Raw genomic sequence first — 12,498 nt, 5'->3', positions numbered from 1 at the left:
CACGCACGACGAGCAGGCCTTCAGGTGTGTGGAAGGAATGAAGTCAGATCGCTTTCGAGCCGCGGCCGGTCCAACAATCCGAGCCTCACCGGCACATCGTAAAGGCGGCCCGGCGCGAAGCGGCGATAAAAATGACGCAAGCCGGGAACGAGCACTCGGACGACCGGAACGTCTACGTCGGGACGTGTCTGGTCGAGGACGAGGAAATCGTAGCCCGCACGGGCGGCGATCTCGACGCAGGCGATGGCCTGGTCACGCGTATTGCCGTGAAGCTCGAGGCTCGGCGCCGGGGGGACGATCGGGCGATCGCTCGGTGTCAGGAACGGGTAGTCTTCCAGGCGCAGCGGGGTAACACCGTCGAGGGTCGGCTTTTCGCCGCTCGCACCGCCCATCATGCTGACGGACATGAATTGGGTCAGCTCGGTGAGGGAGCGCAGCAGGGCTATGCGGCGGTCGAAATGCGCGCCGGAGCCGAACTCGATATGCTCGTCTCCATTCTGCATCCAGTGCATGATCGCCACGTAAGTCGGAACGCCGAGATCGGTGGTGACATCGAGCACCCACAGCTTGCGCCCGGCTTCCGTAAATTGAGTCCGGAGATCCCGGACATAGAAATCGTCGAACTGCTCGAGGTCGACCTCGGCGCGCTGCACCCGGTTGTACCACCAGATCGCGTAGGCATCGCGCTCGATCAGTTCGAGGAAGCCCTGGACAATCGCTTCGTCGCGGGTGTTGCCGGCCGCGCAGCCGTTGGAATCCGTATGGAAGCCGCCATAAAAGAAGTACAGCAGCCCCGTCGGCAGATATTTGAAGCGTTTGTCGCGCAACGATGAGACGGGCGACCACTCGGTCCTCGTCGAAGGATCGAACGGCTCTGGAACCGGATGGGGATCGTCCGGTTGCTGGAGAAATCTGTTCTTGAACTGCGTTTCACTGAAGAGCTGGACATCGTTGGGAAGAAGCGCGTCGCCAGGCGCGAAATCGGCAAATCGACGCATCGTCCTGATCTCATCGCCCTGGAAAATGCCCGAATAGCGTTCGATCGATTCCATCAGCGCGCTGGCTTCGCCCTGCTCGGCGGTCGAGCCCTTGCCAAAACTGCCGCCGCTCAATCCGGACCTGAGCTGGTCGATGCTGTGGGCGGGCGCGGAGAAATTATGCTGCGCGAAGTAGTTGGTGTTCATCGGCAGGTCGACGTCGATTCGTTCGAGCCTGGTCACCACCCCTGTCAGCGGGCTCACATGCTTGCGGAAGCGCGACACCGTCGACCGCGACGTCACGGTGCGATATCCACCGCTGGTCATGACGAGCCTCTTGCCCTCGGCAATTTCGACCAGGGCCGGAGATCGGCGCGGGTTGTTCAGCTTCCTGCTGCCGCAGGTCGGACATTGTGGACGTCGCGTCACGTAGTGCTTGGCGATGGCGGCGCCGGTGAGGTCGAAACTTGCGATGTGATCGCACAAATCGGTACGAAAATCCGATGCAATTGCCTTGGCGATTTCGACGGCCGCAAAATGGATTCCAGTCTGGCCGACGCTTTCTCTGACGAGCGGCGATATGGCAACCGCACGCGCCGGTCCCCGATCAAGAAACCCCTTGATCTCCCGGTTGCGGATCATGCGATCGAACAGGCAGGTCCAGCAGGCGCTCTCGCCCGGTTTGAACACGGGCCCGACCAGCGGAAACGCGCCGGATGGCTGCACCAGCAGCCAGGGCGTCTTGCCGGCCACGCGTTCCTGGTTCAGTTCAGCAAGTCGCCGGTCGAGATAGTCGTTCGCCAGCGTGATCGTGAACTTCGGCGCTCGCTTGGCGATTTGAACACCGAGCTTGCTCAACGCCGCGGTCAGCTCCCTGGCGCCTTTGACGTCAATCGTCTCGATCTGGACGGGGCAATTGCGAAGATTTTGTTCGGCGACCTCCAAAGGGATGCCGAGGCTCGCCAGGAAACCGCCGACGGCGTCGTCGAATGCTTTTGGGTTCCGCGCAACGACATATCGGCGATCGAGGAGCCGCTTGATCGCTTCCTCGATCTTGTTGGCCGGAAAGTGCTTCGAAAGCTGGCCAATGATCTCCGGCCAAGCCTTGCCATGTTTTCCGATCGCGGTGGCCAAGGCGCAGTAGAGCTCGCCGTGCAGGAAGAACTTGCGGTCCTCAGAATAAAGGCAGACCGCGTCGGGAGGCAGTACGTAAGCGGTGAAGTTCGGTGCAAATCGGAGAATGTCTTTGCGGGTCTGCCGCGCAACGCGGGTCTTGCCAATTGCAGTCATTGAGTCAGCACGCTGATCCTGTTGCCGTCACGCCAGATCGCCGGCGCAAGATGGATCGTCACGACCGCGCGCCGGCATTTTCCCAGAGAATTGAAACGAATTCAGCTCTCACCCGCAAGCCGCCGATGCGAGCGTCGTAGCGAAATCAAGCAATTGGCCGGACCCTTTCTTGAGGCCGGCCAATGACCTATCAACCCGCGAATTTGACGTTCGGAACGCGCCGGGGGTCTAGCACCAGCGGCAGCGGCCCCACGATGCGCAGCAACCCGCGCATGATACGGCGCATCCCACCACACCAACGCCACAGCCGACAGCACAACCCGCACATCGGCAACCAACGCCACATCGGCAACCACGGCAACCTCGACAGCCTCTGCAGCCGCGGCAACCGCCGCATCCGCGCCATGCCAGCTGCACGCGGCTACCGGCGTTTTCCTTGTCGAAGAGATGGAAGGTGGCGAGGCTGACGTCAGCCATTTCCTCTTCATCGAGCGTGATTGCCTGACCCGTTCCAGAGTGCGGCAATTGTTGCACGTCGGATGTCGGCACGGCGGACGCCGATGCGCCTCCCGCCAGCGAGAACGTCAACCCTGCCGCTCCGAACGCCGGCACGGCGACTTTGGTTACTCGCTTCTTCCCTTTAGAGGTCTTCTTCGCCTGCCGCATGGTCGACCCTCCGAGCATTGCAAGAAGCATCCCAGCCGCGGTAAGTCTACGCTCAGGAAATAACGCGAGCAACAATTACGCGCACAAAAGCGCGGCGCTGCACGTTCGGATGTATTCATCTTCATGAACGGCAATCAGCACAGCCAGTTGACACAACGCGTCAACGATCCACGCTCTCGGTGCGCGTGCAGCTTGCTGCAGTGCCGCAAGCGCATCGAATCTTGAACGGAGAGTTCTGGGTGGCAGACCGATCAGGGTGTTTCGCTTGGTATGAACTCCTGACCACGGATGTCGCAGCGGCGGGCGCATTTTATCGCAAGGCCGTCGGCTGGGGCGTGAAGGATGAATCGACCCCGGATCTACCTTACATGGTGCTTCGTAGCGGCGGCGCTCCGCTGGGCGGACTTATGGTTATCCCGGAGGAGGGGCGGAGATTGGGGGCGACGCCGCGCTGGATGGGATACGTCGCCGTCGATGACCTGGACGCGACCGCCGCGCAGATCAGGCGTCTTGGAGGCACGATCCTTGTGCCGCCGACCGACACCAATATTGGTCGCATAGCAGTCGTTGCCGATCCGCAGGAGGCGACGTTCGGGCTGATCAAAGAACCGACCTATGGCCGACGGAAACCGGGCCGGCTGGACGAGCCGGGGCGTATCGGCTGGCATGAGTTACTGGCTACCGACCGGACCGTGATCTTCGATTTCTACAGAGAACTATTCGGTTGGCAGAAGGCCGATGCTCAAAGCGAACCAGCGGCCTGGTATCAATTGTTTTCGGCGGGTGGCCAGACGGTCGGCGGAATGCTCACGAAACTTCCGAGCGTAACGCAGCCGAGCTGGCTGCATTACTTCAACGTCGACGACATCAGTGCTGCCATGAAACATGTGAACGCTGGCGGAGGCCGGATCCTTCAGGGTCCGATCGAATTGCCTGATGGCTGCTGGATCGCACGATGCGTCGATCCCCAGGGCGCCTTGTTTGCATTGCAGGGGGCCCGGGGTCCGACCAGCATTGAGCCATCCTCGGCTTCGGAAATCGGCTGGTCCGCCAAGTGGGGGGGCATTGCCTCCCAGGGGAGAATTGTGCTGCCCAAGCCGAAGCGCTAGCTGCAGCGTCTCTGTCCGGCGCTGACGCGACCCTGCAACAGCCCGCGCCGGGAGCAGGGGAGCCCTGTCCGGCCCAAGTTCCCGTTGCGCCGGCCCGGCCCGTGCGGTATCCGGCCGGAAAGGCCTGAGGCGGCTCCCATTTTCCCGCCCGGCCCCAAACCCGAGGACGGAAACCGCCATGCCAGCCTATCGCTCCCGCACCACCACCCACGGCCGCAACATGGCGGGCGCCCGCGGCCTCTGGCGCGCGACGGGCATGAAGGACGCAGATTTCGGCAAGCCGATCATCGCGGTCGTCAACTCCTTCACCCAGTTCGTGCCCGGCCATGTCCACCTCAAGGACCTCGGCCAGCTCGTCGCCCGCGAGATCGAGCAGGCCGGCGGCGTTGCCAAGGAGTTCAACACCATCGCAGTCGACGACGGCATCGCCATGGGCCACGACGGCATGCTCTACAGCCTGCCGTCGCGCGAACTGATCGCCGATAGCGTCGAGTACATGGCCAACGCGCATTGCGCCGACGGCCTCGTCTGCATCTCCAACTGCGACAAGATCACGCCCGGCATGCTGATGGCCGCGCTGCGGCTCAACATCCCCGCCGTGTTCGTCTCCGGCGGGCCGATGGAGGCCGGCAAGGTCAAGCTGCAGGGCAAGACCAAGGCCGTCGATCTCATCGACGCGATGGTGGCCGCGGCGGATTCCAAGGTCAGCGACGAGGACGTCAAGGTGATCGAGCGCTCGGCCTGCCCGACCTGCGGCTCCTGCTCGGGCATGTTCACGGCGAACTCCATGAACTGCCTGACCGAGGCGCTTGGCTTGGCGCTCCCCGGCAACGGCTCGGTTGTCGCGACCCATGCCGACCGCAAGCGGCTGTTCGTCGAGGCCGGCCACACCATCGTCGATCTCGTCCGCCGCTATTACGAGCAGGACGATGCGTCGGTCCTTCCGCGCAACGTCGCGAACTTCAAGGCGTTCGAGAACGCGATGACGCTGGACATCGCCATGGGCGGCTCGACCAACACCGTGCTGCATCTGCTCGCCGCCGCCCATGAAGGGCAGGTCGCCTTCACCATGCAGGACATCGACCGGCTGTCGCGCCGCGTGCCCGTGCTGTGCAAGGTCGCGCCGTCCGTCGCCGACGTGCATGTCGAGGACGTGCATCGCGCCGGCGGCATCATGGGCATTCTCGGCGAACTCGACCGCGCCGGCCTGATCGACACCTCGGTGTCGACCGTGCACGCGCCGACCATGAACGATGCGCTCGAGCGCTGGGACATCAAGCGCTCGAAGAGCGAGGCGGTGCGCACGTTCTATCGCGCTTCGCCGGGCGGCATCCCGACGCAGGTCGCCTTCAGCCAGGAGCGGCGCTACGACGAGCTCGATGCCGACCGCGAGAAGGGCGTCGTGCGCGATCTCGAGCACGCCTTCAGCAAGGACGGCGGCCTCGCCGTGCTCTACGGCAACCTCGCGCAGGACGGCTGCATCGTGAAGACCGCCGGCGTCGACGCCTCGATCCTGAAGTTCTCGGGCCCCGCGCGCGTGTTCGAAAGCCAAGATGCCGCCGTCGAAGGCATTCTGGGCGGCAAGGTCGTGGCCGGAGAGGTCGTGGTCATCATCTACGAAGGCCCGCGCGGCGGCCCCGGCATGCAGGAGATGCTGTATCCGACCAGCTATTTGAAATCGATGGGCCTCGGCAAAGCCTGCGCGCTCGTCACCGACGGGCGCTTCTCGGGCGGCTCCTCGGGCCTGTCGATCGGCCATCTGTCGCCGGAAGCCGCCGAAGGCGGCAACATTGGTCTGGTGCGAACAGGCGACGTCATCGCCATCGACATTCCGAACCGCAGCATCACGCTGGAGGTCTCCGACGAGGAGCTCGCCAGCCGCCGCGCCGCGGAAGAGGCGAAGGGCGATGCCGCCTGGCAGGCGACGGGCCGCAAGCGCAACGTCTCGACCGCGCTGCAGGCTTATGCGGCACTCACCACCAGCGCCGCGCGCGGCGCTGTGCGCGAGGTGAAGCGTCGCTCGAACTGAGCGCTGCATCGCTCGCGCCTCACGTGCATGGTCAACAAGTTCTGAACGGCCGGCGAAAGCCGGCCGTTCGCATTAAGGATGCCTCGACGAACTTCAGCACAGCAAGGTATTACGGCGTATACTGCGGCCACCTTCGCAAATCCATTTCGGGCAACTGGGGCACCGCATAATGTCTCGTACTCTTGCTGTCGTTTTCTCAACAGTCGTCGCCGCGATTTCGATGACGGACGCAGCCTCCGCCGGCTGCTACAATTGCTACACGCCGCCGCCGTGCACGACCTGCTATCAGCAGCAATACGTTCCGCCGCAATACCGCGCCGTCGATGAGACCGTGATGGTGTCGCCCGGCTCCGTCGTCGCGCATCGCACGCCCGCGCAGTACCGCACCGTGATGGTGCCGCAGACCGTGATGGTGGCGCCGCCGGGCGTCCAGTACGAGCGCATCCCGCCGCAATACGCCACGCGCCAGCGCGTCGAAATGGTCTCGCCGGGCTATTCCTACTACGCCCCGGTGCAGATGGGCTGCGCATCCTGCGGCTACTGACGCCGACGCAGCAGCGAACGAATTTCGCGCGGCGCTCCCTCGGGCGCCGCGCTTTCTTTTGGCCGCAAGCAACGGGGCCCGGACCTGAAGCAGAAACTCCAGCCGGACCCCGCGACCGGCAACGCCCTGGGCGGTGTCGACGGTCCCGCCAAGGCTAGGGCACCTGGCTGACACTCGCCTGACAGAGCGATTTCCATGGGACGAGGGGAGGCCGCCGCGAGCCCGCCAATTTCGCGTTGGCTTGCGCGGTCGATCATGGGGTTATCGACAGCCACAGGGCGGCCCCGGCTGTGGTGGGGGGCTTTTGAGGTAAGGCCGGGGCCGCTGGAGGTGCTTGGACTCTTGGGGAAGGCCAAGCGATCGATAGCTTACTCCGCGCTTCCGGCGCGGTTCTGTTCGCTTCAACACATTGCGATGCCATTTCAGAGCGGAACTTTGCCATTTTTTCCCGATCCGATTCACACAGATTAATGCAAGCAGAAGCATGGCCGCCTTTCCTTGCTCGTCGAGCAACCGGGGTCACCAATGACTGACAAAGAGCCGATGCAGAGCAGGTTTTTCATTCGAATGGGAGGCAAAGGTTGGATGGTCTACGATCGAGAGCGGATGGGCCCAGCACTGATCGGGACCGACATGGCGGCCAATTTGACGAAGGAGCGCGCCGAACAGTTGCTACGTATCCTGATGTCCCCGCGCGCGGGGGGCCGCTAAGCAGCGGGCGCAACAACGAGCGCTTGTCGCGTTTTGAGGAAACGGCCCCAACTCAGTGACAGGAGGAGCTGGGGCCAGAGTTGCCGGGCGAGCAAGGCTTACGCTTAGCCCGGACTCAACGTTTGCCATCGAACCAAGGTCGCTCGCGATGGGGCAACCGGCGTACCTCGGATTTGCAGTGCTCTAGATTCCCCTCCGTGTCGGTGCAACCGAAGGGTCCCGTGGTGTCAGCTTGCCAGGTTCGGCGGAGCTGTTCTAACCCATTGGCGGAACGAAACCGCACGCCCTTTGATCTTCTCGGTTGCCGGTTCGCTCGCGTCGATCAGATATGGGTTCAGCCTTGGTGTTGCGACCCTGACCATTCACAGAGAGAGAATGACCCCTGTGCTTCAGACTGAACGGCATCTCAATCTCGACCCGGACATATTTTGCAGTGACGACGCACTCGCCTACGAGCGCAGCCGGACGCGTTTCGCCGCCGGTCAAGGCATGTTGCTCGACGATGCCTACCGTTTGGCGCATCTGCCTCTGGTCGCTCCGCACGATCCTCGCGTGATCGCAGCGAAGGAGGGCACCTCTTACGACAGGGGACGCCACCCCACGGCCTACTCCGTGGTGTTGCCCATCTCGGCCGGCGCACTCGAAGCCTCGCCGGCCTACCAGGCGCTTGATGCGGAACTGCGGACGGCTCCCTTTGCGAACAAGGTGGCGTGGCACGTGATGGACAGGCGGCGGGAGCGTCTGCACGCCACCATCTGCGGTGGCCTCGGCTCCGAGCCGCCGGCCATCGAGCCCGCCCGTCGCTCGGCTCTGACCGGGCTCGGACCCATCCGGGCCGAGGTCCGGGGGCTGTTCTCCGGGAATGTGAATCGGGGACGGCTCTATCTTCGGGTCTATCCCGAGCAGCGCGATGGCGCGAACCTCTTCCATGCGGTCCAGCACGTGCTCGGTCGCCCGACGACGGATCTCTACGTGGTCGGACTCTGGAACCTGATGGACGATCTCGACGCCGACGAGGCCGCAATTCTCGCGGCGATGATCGAGCGCTGGTGGTCACGGAGCTTGCTGCGGGTCGAGGCGGACGAGCTTTGGCTGCTCGGCGCACGCGATGACCTCGTGCTGGATGGTGAGATCAGCGCGCGCTTGGCGCTGCGTTGAGGTGCCGGTCGATATCGCTGTGAGGCCGGGCCGGGCGCAATGGCTCGATACTGGCGGAAGGGGTGGGATTCGAACCCACGGTACCCTTGCGGGCACGCCGGTTTTCAAGACCGGTGCCTTAAACCACTCGGCCACCCTTCCATCTCAACAATTTCAAGTGCTTAGCGGTAGGTTCTGAGAGAACAAACCACGAAATTGGCACCCGAATGGCACCTAGCGTGCCAGCGCCGCATTGATCGCCGCGGCCGCCTTGCCGTCGTCGTTCCTAAACAAGTGGGCGTAGACACGCAAGGAGATGTCTGGCTTCGCATGCCCGAGACGTGCACTCCCGCCATGGCACGCGCCGCCGCTTTGGGACGATCTTGAGGGGCCGCCCCCGTATGGTGGTGGGGGACTGATGATCAGACGCGGCCCGCGGCGCTGGAGATCAGGCGCCACATTCTTCGCGCGAGCGTGAAGGTAGGTTGAGATGGGTGGGACAACCAACAATAACAGTATGAACATCACCATTTCCGGCGATGCCAGCAGAGACGAGGTCGGGATGTTCCAGGCCGGGCAGGCCTGCCAGGCAGCTAGCGGCGGTGGGTCGACAGATCCCTAGTTGCCCATGGCCCGCATAGCGTTGTCAGTCATCTGACGGCGCCAGGACGCGCGCTCTTTGAAACGCGCCTTGGCTAGCATCGCCACGCTGACGAGCAGGAGAAAAGCCACGGTACCGATGGTAGCCATCGTCGTCTCCACGGTGATCCCTCTTCTGAGAATCTGAATCAACCCGGGGCTGTTTTCAAGGGCAAAGCTGCGGTTGGCAAAAAAGCCGCTAGGGGGCGTTGGCCCGTAGCAGATTAGACAGGCCGCTCTCACCCGAAACCGGCTCAACCGAGAAAAAGTGGTAATTGGACCTGGGAAATCAGATTCAGCGGATAGATGAGGTAACTTCTCAGTGAGCGCACAAAAGACGCGCTGCTCTGTGGATGCACCGCCCTCGCTTTTCGCGAGCGAGGGCGAGGCCTTTTCAGGGTGAAGTCTATCGCCGATTTTTGTTTCTCTCACAGAACAGAAGCCCTGCCACTCTTGATTTGGGCGCCGATGCTCCGCCTCCGGCATCTGCAACTGTAAAGCTTGGGCTTACTCCATTTGCGCCCAGCTGGAATGTATTGCCGACCCCGGCAACAAGAGCCCCGGCAGCAGGTGCATACTCCTGCCACCCTTTCGGACAGCTGGGCAGATTGAACGCCAGAACAGTGTGCTCCGGTAAGTCTTGTGCGTCCGCCGGGAAGCAGGAAACGCTCAAGAAGACGATCGACATCACGGCAGCAATTCTCATGATTAAATCCTTTCAGTTAAAAATGCCCCGGAGCAGCATAAATTGAGCGATATTTTTATGCCTGCCTAAACAGGAAGCTGTTGCACAACATTGAGCCAGCCCATGCAGACGTCTAGGAGAGATTGGTGCGTAACGCGGGTCGCTGCCTCAGTAGTGGCTTCATAAACATTTAAGAGCATGCATAAATGCTGGTTTGGTGATTTAGATTCGTCGAAAAGGTTTTTCCGAATGGCATTAGCAGCCGACCATCATGATCTGTTTCGTTTAATCCTGGCATTTCAGAAGATCAAAGACCCGGACCTGCGCCGAATGATTCTTCAGCATGTAGAGACGTTGGAACAGCAGCGGACGACGCGGGGAGATCATCAGTCAGCCGACGATCTGAGGATGCCGCCTAAGCGTTTTGCTGATGACTCGGCAACCAAGAGCGGTGTCGCACAGCCGGAGCCGGACCTTGCCGTCAACTGCGCTGGCCTTCAAATGTTAGCCGGTCCAGTTTCAGGATAGAGCGGCCAGATCGAAACACAGCTTGGGCCTTCCTTTTGCCTCCGGGACAATCTGGCACAAACTGCATAGCCAGGCCTGAGGTAACTTAGGTTAGGATAGGGCATGGGTAGAGAGCTACTAGTGGGTGTGCTTGCCATTGGCGCTGGTGTTTTCACCGTGGCCGCCGCAACGGCGATAATCTTTAGTCTTTGATTTATCTCAAGTAGCTCACGCGAGCCGCCCGCATCCTCCCATCCGCTGGGAGGCGACAATGACAATGCGGCCTTGGATGTTGCATGCGCTGGCGTGGGGTGCAGCCGCCCTGGGCTTGGCAGCCATCATCTCAATGAGCATGTAGGCGTCGGCTTGGCCCGATCTTTGTTAACTGCACTTGGTCTACGAAATACATCGGCCTTGCGTCTGCTGGTGATGTCATCGACTTCACCGTTGACCTTGATTCATACCTCGGCGTACTGGTTGCGCTTGCGCCTTTTAGGCGGTTTGGGCGCGCCATCCCGCTTAGTCGCAAGGGGCGACCGCGCCGAGCTGGCGGGAGACGTTTACGGGGGGCTGTCGGCAGTGGGGCGGCGTTGCAGGGCTTCGATAGCGTTCCGATAATACTCCGCCACCTTGAGAAGACCCTCGCGCTCAAGGTCGAAGGAAGCAATGGCCGCGTGCTCTCTGCAAGCGCGTTCGAGTCTGCGGAATTCCTCTAATTCCCGGTTCACCGGCAGTTCCTCAGACGGAGGGATGACGACAGCTGGATCATCAGCAGCAGAGGCAACGTACCCAATTGCCGAAAGTTCCCGCATTATCAAATGTCAACCTGCAAGCGAAACCTGACCTTTGGTACAGCATGGTCCGGTCCTGGGGGCTACCTGCGCGCGAGCTCGCGAAGTGCGGGGCTCAGGCACCGCAGGCTCTTGGCCGCCTTGAGGAGACGGTCACGGACAATCAAGCGAGCCGGCAGAAGCTCGCCGATGAGTTCGCGGATCTGCAGCGCAAAGTGGCAGCGCAAGGCGGTGAGCGGAAGCTGTTATATCCGATCGGCTCGGAGCGCTCAGTTGGCGCGTCGACGCCCTGGATTCCGCGAACGCCGCCATCAACAATCCGGGGCAAAAGGCAGGCGGGGGAGAAGTTACGACCCGTGCTCTAGCGCTGCGCGGCTCCAGCCATACCAGATCGACCGCGACTGCCGTCACAGTGCTGCGACACCAAGGGGCGCTCATTGCGTCTTAGCGGGGCGAGAATTCGTACCTCTCCAGTCGCTCAATGGCTGCCTGGCGTTCGTGCTGGCCAAGCCAGACCAGCGCCAAAAGCAGCGTGCCGCAAAGCGCCGCAAGCCCGAAAACCAGACGCTTCATTGCCTGTGAATTCGAGTGCGCGGGTAAGGTTCCTGACGAGGAAGGGCATTGACCGGCTCGGTGATGGGTTGTCCTTCTCGAGGACAAATGCGTTGAATGTCTTCGCGGGGGAGGACGCTTTTGTTGGCCTCGTGAACGACGCGCCTTGCGGGAAAAAGTGGCAACGACCGATCGGGAATCATGTAAGCTCCACGGTGCGGCCGTGTCCATTGAAGCCCCTATCGGCCGCAAATCTGGGAATGCACGGCCTTGCTTTCTCTGCCCGGAGAGAGCGGGGCCGTTTTTATGATGGAGACCGTTTGGGACTGCGCAGGACGTCAGTCCGGTTGCGACACAGGTCGCCAATTCACAAAATCGAACTTGCCCTGCGATGGGTGGACGACCGTTTTGGAGCGGGCGCAGCAGAACCTGCGAGGCTCATGGTCGTGTCGGGAAATCGAGATGAGAGTAGGCCCGGCTGGCGATCCCGAATGACGTCCCCAGTAAACCTGCCGGCCCAGCGGGTCTTTCTGGTCAGGCGAGGCAGGCCAGGATGGCAAGCACGACGTCGGCGCCGAGTTCGCCTGAGTACATCCAGAAAGCAATTCCAGCACCGAGCGTAAGCGCCATCACCTTGAGAGCAATCATCGTCAGTCTCCCCTTGAAACACCGGGAAAAACTAGCAGCGCTCTGTTTCCGGGATGCTTCGCGCGGGCAGGCAAGTGGTTTCCTTCACCGAACCGTTATCGGCTCGCGTCCCTGGCAGCGGTGACGGATTTTCCGAAAATGCCGGGATGCCACTGTTGTGCCTGACGGGCCAGACGGGCCTTCGTGGGTGCATAAAAAGTCGTTGTGCCAACA

At 61.9% G+C, this 12,498-nt stretch carries 9 protein-coding genes and 1 tRNA gene; 7 read left to right on the top strand and 3 right to left on the bottom strand.

Annotated elements, in window-relative coordinates; genetic code table 11:
- Positions 1 to 20 precede the first annotated feature (20 nt).
- Positions 21 to 1,835 carry a TOMM precursor leader peptide-binding protein gene (locus N2603_RS22350; protein WP_260424048.1) on the bottom strand — a complete coding sequence of 605 codons (1,815 nt, stop codon included), beginning with the start codon at positions 1,833 to 1,835 and terminating at the stop codon, positions 21 to 23.
- Between N2603_RS22350 and N2603_RS22345 the strand changes: the two genes are divergently transcribed.
- The 6 genes from N2603_RS22345 to N2603_RS22320 all read left to right on the top strand — a co-directional run bounded on the left by N2603_RS22345 (position 1,815) and on the right by N2603_RS22320 (position 8,484).
- Positions 1,815 to 2,270, top strand: coding sequence for a hypothetical protein (locus tag N2603_RS22345; RefSeq protein WP_260424047.1), 456 nt, complete (start codon positions 1,815 to 1,817; stop codon positions 2,268 to 2,270). The two genes, N2603_RS22350 and N2603_RS22345, sit on opposite strands and share 21 nt — an antisense overlap.
- Before the next feature lie 902 nt (positions 2,271 to 3,172).
- Positions 3,173 to 4,042, top strand: a complete 870-nt coding sequence (locus N2603_RS22340) for a VOC family protein (RefSeq protein ID WP_260424046.1) — start codon at positions 3,173 to 3,175, stop codon at positions 4,040 to 4,042.
- A gap of 178 nt (positions 4,043 to 4,220) precedes the next feature.
- Positions 4,221 to 6,071, top strand: coding sequence for a dihydroxy-acid dehydratase (gene ilvD / locus N2603_RS22335; RefSeq protein WP_260424045.1), 1,851 nt, complete (start codon positions 4,221 to 4,223; stop codon positions 6,069 to 6,071).
- 220 nt (positions 6,072 to 6,291) lie between these two features.
- Positions 6,292 to 6,615 carry a hypothetical protein gene (locus N2603_RS22330; protein ID WP_260424044.1) on the top strand — a complete coding sequence of 108 codons (324 nt, stop codon included), beginning with the start codon at positions 6,292 to 6,294 and terminating at the stop codon, positions 6,613 to 6,615.
- A gap of 525 nt (positions 6,616 to 7,140) precedes the next feature.
- Complete coding sequence (locus tag N2603_RS22325) at positions 7,141 to 7,326, top strand: hypothetical protein (protein ID WP_018642006.1); 186 nt, start codon at positions 7,141 to 7,143, stop codon at positions 7,324 to 7,326.
- 375 nt (positions 7,327 to 7,701) lie between these two features.
- A complete protein-coding gene (locus tag N2603_RS22320; RefSeq protein WP_260424043.1) occupies positions 7,702 to 8,484 on the top strand; it encodes a hypothetical protein in 783 nt (260 codons plus the stop codon).
- A gap of 51 nt (positions 8,485 to 8,535) precedes the next feature.
- Here N2603_RS22320 and N2603_RS22315 read toward each other — a convergent pair.
- Positions 8,536 to 8,625, bottom strand: a tRNA-Ser gene (locus N2603_RS22315).
- A gap of 456 nt (positions 8,626 to 9,081) precedes the next feature.
- Positions 9,082 to 9,588, bottom strand: coding sequence for a hypothetical protein (locus N2603_RS22310; RefSeq protein WP_260424042.1), 507 nt, complete (start codon positions 9,586 to 9,588; stop codon positions 9,082 to 9,084).
- A gap of 448 nt (positions 9,589 to 10,036) precedes the next feature.
- On the opposite strand from N2603_RS22310, the gene N2603_RS22305 reads away from it, so the two are divergent.
- Complete coding sequence (locus N2603_RS22305) at positions 10,037 to 10,315, top strand: hypothetical protein (protein ID WP_260424041.1); 279 nt, start codon at positions 10,037 to 10,039, stop codon at positions 10,313 to 10,315.
- Positions 10,316 to 12,498: the final 2,183 nt, after the last annotated feature.

This window comes from Bradyrhizobium huanghuaihaiense, assembly GCF_025200885.1.
In the GTDB taxonomy this organism is placed as follows: Bacteria; Pseudomonadota; Alphaproteobacteria; order Rhizobiales; family Xanthobacteraceae; genus Bradyrhizobium; species Bradyrhizobium huanghuaihaiense.
The sequence above is the reverse complement of the archived record's forward strand: the minus strand, read 5'-3'. Positions and strand labels throughout refer to the sequence as shown.